This window comes from Lentzea guizhouensis, from assembly GCF_001701025.1.
In the GTDB taxonomy this organism is placed as follows: domain Bacteria; phylum Actinomycetota; class Actinomycetes; order Mycobacteriales; family Pseudonocardiaceae; genus Lentzea; species Lentzea guizhouensis.
Genome location: NZ_CP016793.1, coordinates 2,475,636 through 2,492,439, shown reverse-complemented (window position 1 = coordinate 2,492,439; position 16,804 = coordinate 2,475,636). Strand labels below are relative to the sequence as shown.

Here is a 16,804-nt window from a genome sequence, read left to right as displayed (position 1 = left end):
CTGGACCGGTGTCCGAAATGGTCTGGTCGGGTTTCCCGTGTCACGCCATCAGGTCGTGTGCCCGTCCTCCGGCGCTCCCCGCGGGCGTTCCTCGTGATCCGGAATCGGCGGCCACCTCGTGAAACGGGTATCCGGTGAGCTTCGGCTCCAGCGCCTTCCGTACCCTTCTTCGCGTGAGCGAGCAGCCGAAGCAAAACGCCGTGACCAGCGAAGAAGACCTGCCCGAGCAGATGCGCGTGCGCCGGGAGAAGCGTGCGCGGCTGCTCGCTTCCGGCAAGGAGCCGTATCCGGTCGAAGTCGAGCGCACGCACACGTTGCGCGAGATTCGCGAGGCACACCCCGAACTCGAACCCGACACGCAGACCGGTCAGGTGGTCGGGGTGACCGGCCGGGTCATGTTCCTGCGCAACACCGGAAAGCTGTGCTTCGCCACGTTGCGCGAAGGCGACGGCACCGAACTGCAGGCGATGCTGAGCCTTGCCGGTGTGGGTGAAGAAGCCCTTTCCGAGTGGAAGACCGACGTCGACCTCGGTGACCACGTTTTCGTGCACGGCGAGGTCATCAGCTCGCGTCGCGGTGAGCTTTCCGTGATGGCCGACGGGTGGCAGCTGACGTCGAAGTCGTTGCGCCCGCTCCCGGTCGCGCACAAGGAACTCGGCGAGGAAACCCGCATTCGCCAGCGTTACGTCGACCTGATCCTGCGCCCGCTGGCCCGCGACACCGTTCGGACCCGCGCGAACGTCGTTCGTTCTCTGCGCGAGTCGTTCCACCGGCGTGGATTCCTCGAAGTCGAGACGCCGATGTTGCAGACGCTGCAGGGTGGTGCGTCGGCGCGTCCGTTCATCACGCACTCGAACGCGCTCGACATCGACCTGTTCCTGCGCATCGCGCCGGAGCTGTACTTGAAGCGCTGTGTGGTCGGCGGGATCGAGAAGGTCTTCGAGATCAACCGCAACTTCCGCAACGAGGGCGTGGACTCGTCGCATTCGCCCGAGTTTTCCATGCTGGAGTACTACGAGGCGTACGCGACCTACGACACGAACGCCGTGCTGACGCGTGAGCTGATCCAGGAAGCCGCGGAAGCCGTGACGGGCTCGCAGATTGTCACGCTGGCCGACGGCACGGAGTACGACCTGTCAGGCGAGTGGCGGACGATCAGCATCTACGAGTCGCTGTCCGAAGCGGTCGGTGAGGAAATCACCCCCGAGACGCCGGCTGACGTGCTGCGCAAGCTTTGTGACCGCCACGAGCTCGAGCTCAACCCGAAGTTCGGGCACGGCAAGCTGGTCGAGGAGCTGTGGGAGCACCTGGTGTGCCACTCGCTGCACCTGCCCACGTTCGTGCGCGACTACCCGGTGGAGACCTCTCCGCTGACCAGGCAGCACCGCAGCAAGCCGGGTGTCGCCGAAAAGTGGGATCTGTACGTCCGCGGATTCGAACTCGGCACGGGTTACTCCGAACTGGTGGACCCGGTGATCGAGCGGGAACGCCTGGAAGCGCAGGCCCGTCTTGCCGCGGCCGGTGACAACGAGGCCATGCCGGTCGACGAAGACTTTCTGCGGTCGCTGGAGTACGGAATGCCACCGAGTGGCGGCGTCGGAATGGGTATCGATCGGCTGCTGATGGCACTGACCGGGCTGGGTATCCGAGAGACCATCTTGTTCCCGCTCGTTCGCCCTGAATGAGTAACTTTTCGCATGTCGATAGGTGCAATGCGGCACCCGTGCGCTAACCTGCGTCCGCAGGGCATTAGTTGGCGTGCGGGTGACCGCGCATTCGGGGTCCAGGAGGATACGCATGGCGCAGAAGGTCACGGTGACCCTCGTCGACGACCTGGACGGCTCCACTGCGGAGGAGACCGTCGAGTTCGGGCTGGACGGTGTCAGCTACACGATCGACCTTTCCTCGGGCAATGCGGGCAAACTGCGGGACGCCTTGTCCGACTTCGTGGCGGGTGCCCGCCGCGCGGGTGGTCGCAAGCGCAGTGGACCTGGCCGTCCGGCCGGTGTGAAGGCGCGTCCGGCATCAGCTGACCGCGAGCAGAACCAGGCCATTCGCGAGTGGGCCCGCAAGCAGGGCATGAAGGTGTCGGACCGGGGTCGCATCCCGGCCGAGGTGCTCGACGCCTACCACCAGCAGGGCTGAAATTCGGCAAAGCACGAAGGGGTTCCGGGTGCATTCCCGGAACCCCTTCGTGTTATCTGAGTGACTGCTCAACTACTCATCGAGCGCACTCATGTCACCGGATGGATGAACGGTGCTATCCAAACGACATTCGCGGCCACTCTTTTAGTTGATCCGACAACGTGTTGGTGGAATATTCCTACCCGATCATCCACTCCGCGCGTTTCTGCATCTGTGAACTCCGGGAGCTACTCACAGTGGGTCTTCCGGTTCGCGGGATCTGGGGCAGTGACCAGAACTACTGGGCTGTGCACCGGGGCCGCCGGTTGGTTCGGTTAGGCTTACCTCTCCTGTGAGCGCTAGGAGGGTGGGCCTTGGGTCGTAGGTCGTCGGGCCTGCTCTTCCTGCTGGTCGTGCTGGTCGCCGTGGCGTTGGCGAGCATCGCGATCGGCTCGAAGGACATCCCGCTCTCCGCCGTGTGGCACGGCCTGTTCACACCGACCGGCGTCGAGGACGACGTGATCGTCCGCGAGCTCCGCGTCCCGCGCACGCTGATCGGCATCGCGGTCGGGATCGCGCTGGGCGTCGGCGGTGCGTTGATGCAGGGCCACACGCGCAACCCGCTCGCCGACCCCGGCATCCTCGGCGTCACGCACGGCGCCGCGCTGGCCGTGGTGCTGTCGATCTTCCTGCTCGGTGTCTCGTCGCTGTACGGCTACATCTGGTTCGCGTTCGCCGGCGCGATGGTCGCGAGCGTGCTGGTGTTCCTGCTCGGTTCGGCCGGGCGCGCGGGTCCGTCGCCGGTGACGCTGGCGCTGGCCGGCGCCGCGGTGTCGGCGCTGATGAACGGCCTGGTGTCGGCGATCGTGCTGCTCGACCAGCAGTCGCTCGACGCGTTCCGGTTCTGGCAGGTCGGCGCGATCGCCGGGCGCGACCTGTCGGTGCTGACCCAGGTGCTGCCGTTCCTGCTGGCGGGCTTGGTCGTGGCGGCGTTCAACGCGCCGGGTCTCAACGCCCTGTCGCTCGGCGAGGACGTCGCGCGGTCGCTCGGCGTGAGCGTGAACCGCACGCGGTCGTTGGGCATCCTCGCCATCACGCTGCTGGTGGGCGGTGCCGTCGCGGCGTGCGGGCCCATCGGGTTCGTGGGTCTCGTCGTGCCGCACGTGGCGCGTGCGTTCACCGGGCCGGACTACCGCTGGATCCTGCCGTTCTCGGCGGTGGTCGGCGCGATCCTGATCCTGTTCGCCGACATCATCGGCCGCGTCGTCGCCCGTCCGTCCGAAGTGGAGGTCGGCGTGATGCTGGCGCTGCTCGGCGCCCCGTTCTTCATCTTCCTGGTGCGCCGCAAGAGGCTGGTGAAGATTTGACCGCCACCGCGTTGAGGGTCGGGGCCACCTCCTTCAAGCTCCGCCGCCGCCCGCTGCTCGTGGTGGCGGGCTCGCTCGTCGTGCTGGCGACCCTGCTGGTCGCCGACATCATGATCGGCGACTTCCCGCTGACCGCCGTCCAGGTCGTCGACACGGTGCTGGGCGGGGGTTCGCGGCGGGACCAGTTCGTGGTGTTCGAGCTGCGCATGCCCCGCGCCCTGACCGGCCTGCTCGTCGGCGGCGCGCTGGGCCTGTCCGGCGCGATCTTCCAGGCGATCGTCCGCAACCCGCTGGCCTCGCCCGACATCCTGGGCGTCACCTGGGGAGCGGGCGCCGGCGCGGTCTCGGTGATCACGTTCGCGGGTTCGCTGGGCGTGGTGACCGGCAGCGCGGCCTCGATCGGCGTCCCGCTGGCGGGCCTGCTCGGCGGTCTGGTCGCGGGCCTGCTCGTCTACGCGCTGGCGTGGCGCAAGGGCATCGAGGGCTTCCGCATGGTGCTCGTCGGCATCGGCATCACCGCCGTGGCCGGCAACTTCACCCACTACCTGCTCACCGTCGGCGACGTCCAGGACGCCGGCCGCGCGATGGTGTGGATCACCGGCTCCCTCAACGGCCGCGGCTGGGAACACGTCGTCCCGGTGGCGGTCGCCCTGGCGGTGCTGATCCCGGTCGCCCTGATCGGCGGCCACGTCCTCGGCGCACTCCAGTTCGGCGACGAGACCACTCGCGGCCTCGGCATCCGCGTGAACCTGGCCCGCTCGTTCCTGATCGTGGTGGCCATCGTCCTGGCCTCGATCGCCACCGCCGCCGCCGGCCCGATCACCTTCGTGGCACTCGCCACCCCCCAGATCGCCCTGCGCCTGGCAGGCACCGCCCAACCCCCGCTGTTCGGCTCCGTGGTCCTCGGCGGCGTCCTGGTCGTGCTCTCCGACCTGGTCGCCCGCACGATCTACCGCATCGAGCTGCCGGTGGGCGTGGTCACCGCCGTGCTCGGCGCCCCCTATCTGATGTACCTGCTGGTTCGGAGTCGCCGGGAGGCGCGGGTATGAGTGTGCGTCTTGAGGCTTCGTCGCTGTCCGTCGGTTACGGCGACCGCCTGGTCGTGGACACGCTGGACCTGTCTGTTGTCGGCGGCACCGTCACGGCCGTGATCGGCCCGAACGGCTGCGGCAAGTCGACGTTGCTGCGTGCCCTTGGGCGGCTGTTGCCTGCGCGGTCCGGTGCGGTGTTGCTGGACGGCAAGGCGATCGACTCGATGCCTACGCGTGAGGTCGCGCGGGTGCTGGGGATGTTGCCGCAGGCGCCGTCCGCGCCCGAGGGGCTGACGGTGGCCGACCTGGTGGCTCGCGGCCGGCATCCGCACCAGGCCTGGTACCGGCAGTGGTCTGCCGATGACGCGGCGGCGGTTGATGCCGCGCTGGCGATGACCGGGATCTCGGATCTGGCCGAGCGGACCGTCGACGAGCTGTCGGGTGGGCAGCGGCAGCGGGCTTGGATCTCGATGGCGCTGGCGCAGGGGACGGATCTGTTGCTGCTGGACGAGCCGACGACGTACCTGGATCTGGCGCATCAGATCGATGTGCTGGATCTGGTGCAGGAGCTGCATGCGTCGATGGGGCGGACGATCGTGATGGTGCTGCACGATTTGAACCTGGCGGCGCGGTATGCGGATCACATCGTGGCGATGCGTGGGGGGCGGATCGTGGCGCAGGGGACGCCGTCGGAGGTGTTGACCGAGGAGATGCTGCTCGAGGTGTTCGGGTTGGATGCTCGGGTTGTGGAGGATCCGGTGGCTGGGACGCCGTTGGTGGTGCCGGTGGGGTCGCGGCACCGGTTGCCGGAGGCGCCCTAGCGGGGCCGCGCCTGGCGGCGCGGGTTTCCTGGGGCTCCGCCCCAGACCCCGACACTCCCAAAGAAGCCACCAAACCCCCGCCACTCTCAGGTAGATGGCACGCCTGTTCCGTAGAGCGGCTGCGCGTTGCGTTGTTGGTTGCGGGACCGCTTGAGTTGGGCGGGCTTGCTTTTCGTCTCGCCTTCGGCTTGATCACAAGCAAGGCCTTCGGCCGAAACCCGCCTGGTCCAGCCCAGCCCGTCCGCGTCAGCTCAGCCCACCGGAACTGTCAGACCCCCTGAGTAGCGTGGGTCGCGGGGGAGCCAACTGCCAAGGGGACCCCTGCGCCAGCCTGCGATCAGCCCGCAGAGCAGGTGCGCGGGCAGGCCGTGCAGGGTGCGGCGTTCGGCAGCACGTAGTGGAAGCAGCAGGACCGGCGGCGGCGCTTCCAGCCCTCGTCGGTGAGGTGGAGCGTCGAAGCCGAGACGAACGGGTCCAGCTTCTCCGGCAGGATCAGGGCCGCGTCGGTGACTCCGGCGGTCTCGTCCCCGCACACGCGCCCGGCGGCCCACGGTGCGTACTCCAGCATGTCCGTCGCCGCGGCCCACAGCGTGCGGCGGCCGAAGCGGACCACCTGGCCGAACGAGGCGACGAACTGGGCGGCGTGCGCGGCGTACCGGGCGCGCAACAACCCGGCGAGGGCGGCCTCGTTGGCCACGACGGTGGCGGCCGGGTGGTTCGAGGCCGGGTCGTCGGGCAGGCAGGCGAACTCGTCGGAGAGCACCGCGAGGCCGTCCGGGTGGGGGCGGCCCTCGGCGCAGATGCGGAAGGCGATGTCGGAGGGCTTGAGCGAAGGGACGCGGCGGGCCGTGTGGAACAGCAGGCCCGCGAGGTAGGCCGGGACGTGGAGGTACCAGCCCATGACGTAGCCGGCGGTCGCGCGGTCGTCGGACTCGCCGTACTGCTCGGCCATCCACCCTGCGAGGTCCTTGCGCCACAGGTCGAAGCGCGTGGGCTCGGCCACCAGTTCCGAGCAGATCGTCCAGTCCGAAGGAGGAACGCCGAAGCGGATCTCGGTTCCCACGTCCAGACGGGCGACGGACTCGGCCAGCGGCGTGAGCGCACGCGGGCTCTGCTGTGAGACCCTCGCCGGTACGGTCAACGCGCAAGTCCAATCTCAACGAATGAGGCTTGCCTAACCTTACCGAAGATCGCCCGGATTGCGCGCGTTCACGTGGGCCCGGTCACAGCAGTGTCGCTCAAAGGTTGGTTGTTCGCGCTCAGCGGACATCGCCCGATCTGTGGAATCCGTCGCGCCCGACCTGCGTTGATGCAGATGTCAGAGTTCCACGGACGCGGCTGTCCGCTGACGGGAACCACAGGCCTCGGTACCGCCCACTACAGTGGAGCCACGGTGCCGCGCTCACCAGGGTAGATCGGTGGAGCCGAGGACCGCCGACGCAGCAGTCAGGGAGTGCGAATGTTCGAAAGGTTCACCGACCGCGCGAGGCGGGTGGTTGTCCTTGCCCAAGAAGAGGCACGGATGCTCAACCACAACTACATCGGCACCGAGCACATCCTCCTGGGTCTGATCCACGAGGGTGAAGGTGTCGCCGCCAAGGCGCTCGAGTCGTTGGGGATTGCGCTGGAGGGCGTCCGCCAGCAGGTCGAAGAGATCATCGGCCAGGGCCAGCAGGCTCCGAGTGGACACATCCCCTTCACCCCCCGTGCGAAGAAGGTCCTGGAGCTCTCGCTGCGCGAGGCGCTCCAGCTGGGTCACAACTACATCGGCACCGAGCACATCCTGCTCGGGCTCATCCGCGAGGGCGAAGGCGTCGCCGCGCAGGTCCTCGTGAAGCTGGGTGCCGACCTCAACAGGGTGCGGCAGCAGGTGCTGCAGCTGCTGTCCGGTTACTCGACGGAGAAGGGCGCGTCGGAGTCGACCGGTCGCGGCGAGGGCACGCCGTCGTCGTCCCTGGTGCTCGACCAGTTCGGGCGCAACCTCACGGCCTCGGCCCGTGAGGGCAAGCTCGACCCGGTGATCGGGCGCACCAAGGAGATCGAGCGGGTCATGCAGGTGCTGTCCCGCCGCACCAAGAACAACCCGGTCCTCATCGGCGAGCCCGGCGTCGGCAAGACGGCCGTCGTCGAGGGCCTGGCGCAGATGGTCGTCAAGGGCGAGGTGCCCGAGACGCTCAAGGACAAGCAGCTCTACACGCTCGACCTCGGCTCGCTGGTCGCGGGCTCGCGCTACCGCGGTGACTTCGAGGAGCGCCTTAAGAAGGTGCTCAAGGAGATCCGCACGCGCGGCGACATCATCCTGTTCATCGACGAGATCCACACGCTCGTCGGTGCGGGTGCCGCCGAGGGCGCGATCGACGCGGCGAGCATCCTCAAGCCGATGCTGGCCCGCGGTGAGCTGCAGACGATCGGTGCCACCACGCTCGACGAGTACCGCAAGCACGTCGAGAAGGACCCCGCGCTGGAGCGCCGCTTCCAGCCGATCCAGGTGGGCGAGCCGTCGCTCGAGCACACCATCGAGATCCTCAAGGGTCTGCGCGACCGGTACGAGGCGCACCACCGCGTCTCGATCACCGACTCCGCGCTCGTCGCGGCCGCCACGCTGGCCGACCGGTACATCAACGACCGGTTCCTGCCGGACAAGGCGATCGACCTCATCGACGAGGCCGGTGCGCGCATGCGCATCCGCCGGATGACCGCGCCGCCGGACCTGCGCGAGTTCGACGAGAAGATCGCGGACGTGCGTCGCGACAAGGAGTCCGCGATCGACGCGCAGGACTTCGAGCGCGCCGCCAAGCTGCGGGACGCGGAGAAGCAGCTCCTGGGCCAGAAGGCCGAGCGGGAGAAGCAGTGGAAGGACGGTGACCTGGACGTCGTCGCAGAGGTCGACGACGAGCAGATCGCCGAGGTCCTCGCCAACTGGACCGGCATCCCGGTGTTCAAGCTCACCGAGGAGGAGACCACGCGTCTGCTCCGCATGGAGGACGAGCTGCACAAGCGGATCATCGGCCAGGTCGACGCGGTCAAGGCCGTGTCGCAGGCGATCCGCCGCACCCGCGCCGGCCTGAAGGACCCGAAGCGCCCCTCCGGCTCGTTCATCTTCGCCGGCCCGTCCGGTGTCGGTAAGACCGAGCTCTCGAAGGCGCTCGCGAACTTCCTGTTCGGCGAGGACGACGCGCTCATCCAGATCGACATGGGCGAGTTCCACGACCGGTACACCGCGTCGCGGCTCTTCGGTGCCCCTCCCGGTTACGTCGGCTACGAAGAGGGCGGCCAGCTCACCGAGAAGGTGCGCCGCAAGCCGTTCTCCGTCGTGCTCTTCGACGAGATCGAGAAGGCCCACCAGGAGGTCTACAACACGCTGCTCCAGGTGCTGGAGGACGGCCGCCTGACCGACGGTCAGGGCCGGACGGTGGACTTCAAGAACACCGTCATTATCTTCACGTCGAACCTGGGCACGTCGGACATCAGCAAGGCCGTCGGCCTCGGCTTCACCTCGGGTCAGGACACCGCGTCCAACTACGAGCGCATGAAGAACAAGGTCAACGACGAGCTGAAGAAGCACTTCCGGCCCGAGTTCCTCAACCGCATCGACGACATCATCGTCTTCCACCAGCTGACTCAGGACGAGATCATCAAGATGGTGGACCTGATGATCGCCCGCGTCGAGACGCAGCTGAAGAACAAGGACATGGCGATCGAGCTCACGGATCGTGCCAAGTCCCTGCTCGCGAGGCGCGGCTTCGACCCGGTGCTGGGCGCCCGCCCGCTGCGCCGGACGATCCAGCGCGAGATCGAGGACACCCTGTCGGAGAAGATCCTGTTCGGCGAGATCCAGCCGGGCCAGATCATCATCACCGACGTCGAGGGCTGGGACGGCGAGTCCGACCAGCACGACAAGGCGAAGTTCGTGTTCCGCGGCGAGGCCAAGCCCACCCGCGTGCCGGACACCCCGCCGGTCGGCCTGGCCGCCTCCGCCGCCGGCGAGCAGCAGGACGCCCCGGCCGCCGAGAACGAGTGACCGCACTCGGCTAGCAAGACCCGACACCGGCCCCCAGGCACCCGCCTGGGGGCCGGTTCGCGTTCGGAGCCGGTGGCCGCGGTCACTCGGCCGAGTGGATTTGCCCGTTTCACCGCCGAGGCCGACGACCGCTGCCACACTGCTGATCACGGTGACCCGAGGATCTTGAGGAGCGTCGCGGCAGTGTCGGCCGAGTTTGATCAGCTTGTCGCTCAGTTCGAGCGGTTCCAGGCTCAGATGCATCGCGTGGACCAGCAGTTCGCCAACATCGGCGAGATGCAACAGCAGCTCACCGAGCTGGAAGCTGTCGCCACCTCGGCGGACAGAGCGGTCACCGTCGTGGCCGGCCCCTCGGGGTCCATCAAGGACATCCGCCTCACCGACCTGGCCATGCGCCGTCCGCCGCACGCGCTGGCCGCGGAGCTGATGTCCACCCTGCAGAAGGCCGTCGCCGAAGCCGCACGCAGGCAGGCAGGCATCGTCGAGGGTGCGATGGGCGACGACATGCACCTCAAGGACCAGGTGCTGGAAACCCAGGCGCAACTCTTCGGCATGTCCAAAGAGGACCTGGCCCGCGCCACCGCGGAACAGGACGCGGCCCCGGCCACGCCCCAGCAGGCGCCCCAGCCGACTCCTCCCGCACCGCCCGTTCCGCCGCGCGCACCGGTTCCACCCGCGCCGCAGGCAGGTCAGGTCCGGCAGCCGCCGCCACCGCCGCAGCGCAGGCCCGCGCAGGAGTCCGGAGAGGACTTCTTCGACCAGAACGTGCTGCGCGGCGACTCGTGGCAGTCCCGCTCGCAGCAGCCACCTCCGTCGGCGCCTCCGAAGCAGGGCGGCTACCTGAACCTCTACGACGATGAGGACGGACGATGAGCGGCTTCGACGTCAACCCGGAGGAGCTCCGGCAGTTCGCGAGCAAGCTCGACGGCCACCGCAGTTCAGCCGTCAGGATCGGCGAACTCGTCGGCAAGGCCGACGTCGGGGACAAGTCGTGGGGTGTCGTCGGGATCTTCGTCAAGGACCAGTACACGCAGCTGCTCGGTGACCTCAAGGACACGCTCGACGCCATGCAGGAAGGACTCCAGTCCGGTTCCGACAAGTTCCGCGACACCGCTGACGGCTACGCGCAACAGGAGGAGGCGCTGAAGCAGCTCCTCGACGGCATCCAGGTCGAGCGGGGATAGGCGAGTCATGGCGGAAGAAACGAAGTTCGACGTCCCTGGCCTGGACAAGGACAAGCAGGTCGACATCACCGAGAAGACCACCGGTGAGAAGGCCGCCGAGAACGCACCGTTCTACGGCAGCTTCATGAAGGCTGTGGAGGCGGCGTCGAAGACCGGTGAAACCGGTGGCTTCGCCTCGCTGGCCTCCGAGGGCAGCGCCCTGATCAGCTCTGTCAGCGAGGCGGGGCAGATCGCCGTCGACCCCATCGGCTGGCTGGTCAACCAGGGCCTGAGCTTCCTCATCAGCGTTGTGGAGCCGTTGGAGGACGCCATCCACTTCGTCAGCGGTGACGGTCCCGCGCTCCAGCAGGCCGGGGAGAACTTCGGCCTGCTCGCAGAGGGCCTCACGAAGCTGCGCGACGGGTTCAGCGAGGACCTCCAGAGTTCGGTGCAGAGCTGGGGTGGCCAGACCGCGGACGCGGCCGCGTCGAAGCTCGGCGAGTTCGCCAACGGCATCGACGGGGTGATCGGGCAGGCGGGCGAACTGTCCGAACTGCTCCTGACGTCCTCGATGATCATGCAGGTCATCGAGGACGTCATCAAAGCGATCCTGTCCGAGCTCATCATCTGGCTTGTCATGATCTGGATCCCGGCGCTCGCCGCCGCCGTCCCGAGCTTCGGGTCGTCCACAGCTGCGGCAGGCGCCATGACCGGTGTGCGGGTCGCGAGCACCGCCAGCCGCGTGTCCCGCATCGTCGCCAAGCTCCGCGGCTTCCTCACCAAGATCATGCAGTTCCTGCGCAGCCTCGTGGGACGGACCAAGAACGTGGGAACGGCCTTCAAGAAGGCCATGGCCGACAAGAAGGCCGGTGTCTCGGTCGCGGACAAAGCGGTCTCGCAGTTGAGCAGGCGTGATCTGCACCGGGGCTGGGTCGACAAGATGAACAGCTCGAAGGGCATCGTCGGCGAGCGGATGAACCAGGGGTTCTGGCGGTCGATGGGCGAAGCTGTCGGCATCGAGGCCGCTGCGCAGTTCGACGGCCGCAACGAGAAGGGGCTGCGGAACACGTCCCTCCAGCAGCAGGCTGCGGAGGCGCGCGAGACCGGCACCGACTACTCGAAGCAGCAGATCAAGGGTTATCTGGACATCTGATCGCCTCGCCGCGCCAGAGGCGGCTCGGCGACCAATGAGGAGCTCATTCGTGGACCTGCTGAAGCGGATCGTGTCCGACTTCCTGCTCAACCCCTTCTTCCTGACCATGGTCGCCGCCGGCGCCGTGTTCCTCGTCGTGCGTCGCTGGTCGCACTTCCGCAGCCGCAGGAAGTCGGTGGACGAGCAGATCGCCGCGCTGACCCCGCTCGCAGCAGGCCTCGGAGGGACGGTCGTCGGTCCGGGTGGCGACACCAGCGCATGGTCGGCAGGGGTTCGGGGACCCGTGGCCGACCACGTCGAGGGCTTCTTCGCGACCTTGTTCCGTCGGTCGAAGCCGCGTTGGGACCTGGCCGTGGACGTTCAGCGCGGCGGCTGGCACGTCCGGGTCACCGAGGCGTCCGTCCGGATGGCGAATCCGAGCGGCTACGGCGTGCGCTGGGAACAGGAGCACCGGATCGAGGTCGCGACCGCGCGCATGGCGCCGATGCGGATCATCCGGACCGCCAAGTACACCTCCAGTGGAGAACCGCTCACTCACGCCGAAGTCGAGAGGCTGTGGAGCACCCGGCTCAAGGAAGTCCCGTCCACGGCGCAGGGCGAGCACGGCGCGTGGCAACGGGTGCCGCTCGCGCCGCCGATGGACCAGGAGTTCTTCGTGTACGGCAGTGACCCGGCCAGTGCGTGCCGGGAGCTGAACTTCGACGCTCTGCACTGGCTGATCGACCGGGAGAACGAGCTGCCGGTCTTCGCTCAGCAGATGCGGCTGACGTTCGAAGCCGGGTTCGTGTACATCGTCATGCTGGAGCACATCGAACCGGACCAGCTGTTGGTCGTGATCGACACGATCGTCGGGTTGCTCGACCGCATGCCCGGCGCTCGACCGCGACACCCGGCGGCCGCGGTCTGACCGTGAACGGCTGTCAGCTGAGGCCACGAGCACGGCTTGGTCATAAGACGCCTCGCCAGGCAGTCGGAGCTGCCTGAAGCTGTGATCACGCTGGGGAGATCGGAAACATGAAACCGTGGGAGCTCAAGCTCGCGCTGCTGGCCCTGATCTTGGTGGCGCTGCTGGCACTGGTGTTCTGGTGGAGGTGGCGGATCGCGCGCAGGGAAGCCGCCGACCACGCGGCCGACCTGGCCAAGTTCGCGGCAATGATGGGCGGTACCGCGACAGATGTGAGCGGAGACGTGGCTGCCTGGTCCGCCGGCCTCCTCCGCCCGTTCGCCCGCGAGTACGGCGACGTGATCGGTTGGCTGGGCCGGGTGTCCGACTCGCAGTTCGAGCACGCGCTGGACTTCGAGCGGAACGGGTGGCAGGTCCGGGTGACCGAAGCGTCGATCCAGTTGCAGAGCCCGTCCAACGCCGATGACGTGAACACCCACTACGAGCACCGCATCGAGGTGGCCACGGCTGACCTGGTGCCGCTGAAGCTGATGGACCGCACGGCGGGCGGGGGAGAAGGGGCGCGGAGGTGGACGGGTGAGATGCCCCGGTCCGTCGCGGACGGCCCGCACCCGCAGTGGCAGGAGTTGAGGCTGCCGGCGGTTCTGGAGCCGGCCTTCGTGGCGTGCACCAGCGATCTTCACCGCGCTGCCGCGATGTTCAACCCCGAGGTGACGCAGCGGTTGCGTGCCGAGGCCGCTGCCAAGGACCTGCACAGCCTGACGCTGGAGGCGGGAATCGCGTACGCGGTGCTTCCAGGGCAGATCGATCCTCAACGCCTGTTGCAGGAGGTCGACGCGGTCACCGGCCTGCTCGAGCGGATTCCCGGCTCCCGGCCGAGGAACCCGGCCGCTGCGGTGTGATCACGCCGCCAGCGCAGACAAGGACTCTGAACATCTGATCATGGACATCCTGCTGAAGATCCTGAACGAGCTCGTGCTCACGTGGTGGTTCCTGACCTGGGTCGGCCTGGTGGTCCTGTTCCTCGCCGTGCGCCGGTGGCTGAACTTCCGCAACCACCGCAAGGGCATCGAAGGCCAGATCGCCGCCCTGACCCCGCTGGCGCAGCGGCTCGGCGGCCGGGTGGTCGGCGCCGACGAGGCGACGATGTGGACCGCCGAGCTGCGCAAGCCGTTCGACAACGAGTTCTCGATCGCGTTCCGGTCGAAGCGCTTGTTCGACCTGTCGCTCGACTTCCAGCGCGGTCCGTGGCACGTCCGGGTGACCCAGGCGTCGGTGCGGTACGACACCCGCGGTTACGGTGTTCGGTGGCAGCACGAGCACCGCGTCGAGATCGCCACCGCCCGCATCGCGCCGATGCGGATGACACGGGTGCAGAAGTACGACATCTTCGGCAACCTGGGGTCGGCCGGTCACTTCAAGTCGGAGCGCGGGTTCGCGAAGGGGAGCACGCCGGTCACCGTGCAACGTGCCGATGCCGAGTGGTCGCCGGTGTCTCTGCCGGAGCCGATGGACCTGGAGTTCGCGGCCTACTCCAGTGATCCGGTGGCAGCCGTCAGGGAGCTGAACCTCGACGCGTTGTTCTGGCTCCTCGACCAGGAGCAGAGCCTGCCCAGCTGGGCGCAACGGATGATTCTGACCTTCGAGTCCGGTGTCGTCTACTTGAACGGGTACGGCGAGCTCATCGACGCGGAGCACCTGATGGTCGTGGTCGACACGATGTGCGGCCTTCTCGACCGGATGCCCGGTGTGCGGCCGAGGCATCCCGCCGCGGCGGTCTGACCAGGAACGCGGGGCGGACGCGATCACGAGGCGCCAACGGCGTACCCGGCCAGCACGATCTCGTCGACGGTGCCGTCAGATGATCGAGAGGCCGGGGAAGCGGGCGGCGTAGACTTGACCCTCGGGTGGGTTCGCGGACAGGGTGCAGGCGGTCGAGCAGGGGTTTTGCCCGCAGGACCGTGCTGACGTCGTCGGATGCGTAGAAGAGCATCCAGTCCTTGGCTCCCGTTGTTCTCCCGAAGAGTTGGTGTTGAGATCAGGATGCGCGAGGGGTCTGACAGTTCCCGGAGGCAACGCAACCGTGCTCCCGGCCGTCCCCCGCAGGTGGACACCAGGATCGAGCTGAGGCAGCCCAAGAGCGGTTTCACGACGTTCGTGCTGGTCGTCTGCGCCATCGCGTTCGTGGCGGTGGCGTTGTTGCGGCTGCTGGGCATCGACGGCACCCGGCACATGATCGCCACCACGGCCCTGACGCCGTACCTGACGGTGGCGGGGTTGCTCATCGGGTTGTTCGCGCTGTTGCGCAGGCGGTGGGTCGTCGGGCTGACGATGACGCTGGTGGCGATCGTGCTCGTCGCGAACGTGGTGCCGCGGGCGTTCTCGGACCCGCGGCCGAACGTGGTCGGGCAGGAGGTCCGGTTGATGACCTCGAACTTCCTCGTCGGCAAGGCGGACGCGGAGTTCGTGGTCGGGCAGGTCAGGGACCGCCGGATCGACATCCTGGCGATGCAGGAGCTGTCGCCCGCGATGGTGCGGGACCTCGAACGCGCCGGGCTCGACCAGGTGCTGCCGAACCGGGTGTTCATCCCCGAGCCGGGCGGGTCGGGTTCCGGGATCGCGTCGAGGTTTCCGCTGACCAAGCGGGATCTCACGCCTCCTGGCACGTTGCAGCAGGCCGGGGCGTCGGTGGACGTGCCGGGGGCGCAGGACATCGAGGTCGTGTCGGTGCACCCGTTGCCGCCGGTGGTCAACCAGGGGCCGGAGGCGTGGCAGCGGGAGCTGGCCGGGTTGCCGAGTCCCGACTCCACGGGCTCGATGCGGGTGCTCGCCGGCGACTTCAACGCCACCCTCGACCACGTCGGCATGACGCGGTTGCTCAACAAGGGCTACGTCGACGCCGCGGACCAGGTCGGCAAGGGGCTCGTGCACACGTGGCCGAGCCAGAGCGGGATCTGGCCGCCGCCGGTCACGATCGACCACGTGCTGGTGGACCCGCGGTGCCCGGTCGACACGGTGGACGTGTTCGACGTTCCCGGCAGCGACCACCGCGCGCTGGTCACGCAGTTCGTGGTGCCTCGCTAGCCGTGCTCAGGACGTGCGACCGATCGCGGCACGAAGTGCCGTGAGTGCTTCGAGGGCGTTCATCGGCAACGAGACGCCCCTGCCGTGCCTGACCTCCGGCTCGCGCGGGTTGATCCTGACCAGCGCACCGGAGGCGGCACTGGCGAGCTCCGCCTGCCGCCGCACGGTCGGCACCGCGGTCCCGGCACCGATCTCGACCACCACGAGCCGCTGCTGCGTCCGCCGCCACGCCGTCAGCTCGTCGAGCTGGGCCTGGCTGCGGTGCGGCACCCAGCCCCAGTCGCCGAACATCAGGATGTTGGGCCTGGCCAGGCCGCCGCAGTTCGGGCAGGTCGGCAACGGGTCGAGCGCGCGCATCGACTCCGGGTCCACCGCGACGTCGAACGAGCACTCCCAGATGTCGTCGGTGCACGGTTCCACGCACTGCGCGTGGTGGATCGACCCGTGCACCTCGGCCACGTCGGTGAGGCCGGCCTTCTGGAACTGACCGTCCACATTGGACGTGAAGATGCGGGCATCCCACGAGCGCAGGACCTCGAAGCCCTCGTGCGGCACGGTCGAGCGGTACAGCGCGAGCCGGTGGCCGTAGAAACCCCACGCCAGCGCGGGGTCGTCGGCGAAGTGCACCGGGTCGGCGATCTCCTCGAACTTCAGCCCGAGCCGCTCGTACGGCGGGTAGGCCCGCCAGAAGCCCTCGGTGCCGCGGAAGTCCGGCAGCCCGGAGTCGACGCCGATGCCGGCGCCGGCGCAGACGAGCACCGCGTCCGCGCCGGCGATCAGCTCGGCGGCTCTCTCGATGGAGGCGCTGTCCGCGGTCACTGCTGGGGCTTGCTCCCCAGCACGACCTCGAACTCCAGCAGGTCGGCACCGGAGGCCACGGGCTTGGCGCGCTCACCGGCGTGCGCTGCGGCGCCGGCCTGGCCGTCGCGCCACGCCACGAAGTCCTCGTGCGTCTCCCAGTGCGTGACGACGAAGTAGCGGTCCTCGCCCGCGACCGGCCGCAGGAGCTCGAAGCCGAGGAAGCCGGGCTGGTTGTCGACCGCACCGAGCCGGGCGGCGAAGCGCTTCTCCAGCTCGGGGCCGTTGCCTTCGGGGACCTTGATCGCGTTGATCTTCACGACTGCCATGGCACCAAC

The 16,804-nt window shown here is 68.2% G+C and carries 16 protein-coding genes; 13 read left to right on the top strand and 3 right to left on the bottom strand.

The genetic code is table 11. The features are described from left to right. The first annotated feature begins 230 nt into the window (after positions 1–230). The 5 genes from lysS (at position 231) to BBK82_RS12460 (ending at position 5,343) form a co-directional block, all read left to right on the top strand. Complete coding sequence (lysS, locus tag BBK82_RS12480) at positions 231–1,685, top strand: lysine--tRNA ligase (RefSeq protein WP_154697978.1); 1,455 nt, start codon at positions 231–233, stop codon at positions 1,683–1,685. 112 nt (positions 1,686–1,797) lie between these two features. Further along, positions 1,798–2,145: a histone-like nucleoid-structuring protein Lsr2 gene (locus BBK82_RS12475; protein ID WP_065915161.1), complete on the top strand. Its 348-nt coding sequence runs from the start codon at positions 1,798–1,800 to the stop codon at positions 2,143–2,145. A 353-nt stretch (positions 2,146–2,498) separates the two neighbouring features. Further along, a complete protein-coding gene (locus tag BBK82_RS12470; RefSeq protein ID WP_065915160.1) occupies positions 2,499–3,491 on the top strand; it encodes a FecCD family ABC transporter permease in 993 nt (330 codons plus the stop codon). Beyond that, positions 3,488–4,540 (top strand): FecCD family ABC transporter permease, encoded by a 1,053-nt coding sequence (locus tag BBK82_RS12465; RefSeq protein ID WP_065915159.1) that lies wholly within the window; start codon positions 3,488–3,490, stop codon positions 4,538–4,540. The genes BBK82_RS12470 and BBK82_RS12465 overlap by 4 nt, the downstream gene beginning before the upstream one ends. Then, positions 4,537–5,343 carry an ABC transporter ATP-binding protein gene (locus BBK82_RS12460; protein WP_065915158.1) on the top strand — a complete coding sequence of 269 codons (807 nt, stop codon included), beginning with the start codon at positions 4,537–4,539 and terminating at the stop codon, positions 5,341–5,343. Before BBK82_RS12465 ends, BBK82_RS12460 begins: the two co-directional genes overlap by 4 nt. Positions 5,344–5,680: 337 nt before the next feature. Here the strand turns inward: BBK82_RS12460 and BBK82_RS12455 are convergent, their stop codons facing one another. Then, the gene (locus BBK82_RS12455) at positions 5,681–6,484 is read right to left on the bottom strand and encodes a (2Fe-2S)-binding protein (protein WP_237048153.1); all 804 of its coding nucleotides are present in this window, start codon (positions 6,482–6,484) and stop codon (positions 5,681–5,683) included. Between the two features lie 318 nt (positions 6,485–6,802). Here BBK82_RS12455 and BBK82_RS12450 point away from each other — a divergent pair, with 318 nt between their 5' ends. The 8 genes from BBK82_RS12450 to BBK82_RS12415 all read left to right on the top strand — a co-directional run bounded on the left by BBK82_RS12450 (position 6,803) and on the right by BBK82_RS12415 (position 15,668). Continuing rightward, entirely contained in the window at positions 6,803–9,364 is a 2,562-nt protein-coding gene (locus BBK82_RS12450) for an ATP-dependent Clp protease ATP-binding subunit (RefSeq protein ID WP_065915157.1), read from the top strand. A gap of 237 nt (positions 9,365–9,601) precedes the next feature. Beyond that, entirely contained in the window at positions 9,602–10,237 is a 636-nt protein-coding gene (locus tag BBK82_RS12445; protein ID WP_335618080.1) for a YbaB/EbfC family nucleoid-associated protein, read from the top strand. Then, entirely contained in the window at positions 10,234–10,548 is a 315-nt protein-coding gene (locus tag BBK82_RS12440; protein ID WP_065915155.1) for a WXG100 family type VII secretion target, read from the top strand. Before BBK82_RS12445 ends, BBK82_RS12440 begins: the two co-directional genes overlap by 4 nt. 7 nt (positions 10,549–10,555) lie before the next feature. Further along, on the top strand, positions 10,556–11,680 hold the full coding sequence (locus BBK82_RS12435; protein ID WP_065915154.1) for a hypothetical protein: 1,125 nt from the start codon (positions 10,556–10,558) through the stop codon (positions 11,678–11,680). A gap of 49 nt (positions 11,681–11,729) precedes the next feature. Beyond that, positions 11,730–12,587: a hypothetical protein gene (locus BBK82_RS12430; protein WP_065915153.1), complete on the top strand. Its 858-nt coding sequence runs from the start codon at positions 11,730–11,732 to the stop codon at positions 12,585–12,587. Positions 12,588–12,694: 107 nt separating this feature from the next. Then, on the top strand, positions 12,695–13,486 hold the full coding sequence (locus tag BBK82_RS12425) for a hypothetical protein (RefSeq protein ID WP_065915152.1): 792 nt from the start codon (positions 12,695–12,697) through the stop codon (positions 13,484–13,486). Between the two features lie 40 nt (positions 13,487–13,526). Then, the gene (locus BBK82_RS12420) at positions 13,527–14,366 is read left to right on the top strand and encodes a hypothetical protein (RefSeq protein ID WP_065915151.1); all 840 of its coding nucleotides are present in this window, start codon (positions 13,527–13,529) and stop codon (positions 14,364–14,366) included. Between the two features lie 324 nt (positions 14,367–14,690). After that, positions 14,691–15,668, top strand: a complete 978-nt coding sequence (locus BBK82_RS12415; RefSeq protein ID WP_237048152.1) for an endonuclease/exonuclease/phosphatase family protein — start codon at positions 14,691–14,693, stop codon at positions 15,666–15,668. 6 nt (positions 15,669–15,674) lie between these two features. On the opposite strand, the gene BBK82_RS12410 is transcribed toward BBK82_RS12415, so the two are convergent. Together BBK82_RS12410 and BBK82_RS12405 are read right to left on the bottom strand one after the other, a co-directional pair. Then, positions 15,675–16,487 carry an SIR2 family NAD-dependent protein deacylase gene (locus BBK82_RS12410; RefSeq protein ID WP_237048151.1) on the bottom strand — a complete coding sequence of 271 codons (813 nt, stop codon included), beginning with the start codon at positions 16,485–16,487 and terminating at the stop codon, positions 15,675–15,677. Continuing rightward, positions 16,484–16,795, bottom strand: coding sequence for an antibiotic biosynthesis monooxygenase family protein (locus BBK82_RS12405; RefSeq protein WP_065915150.1), 312 nt, complete (start codon positions 16,793–16,795; stop codon positions 16,484–16,486). The genes BBK82_RS12410 and BBK82_RS12405 overlap by 4 nt, the downstream gene beginning before the upstream one ends. Between the last annotated feature and the right edge of the window lie 9 nt (positions 16,796–16,804).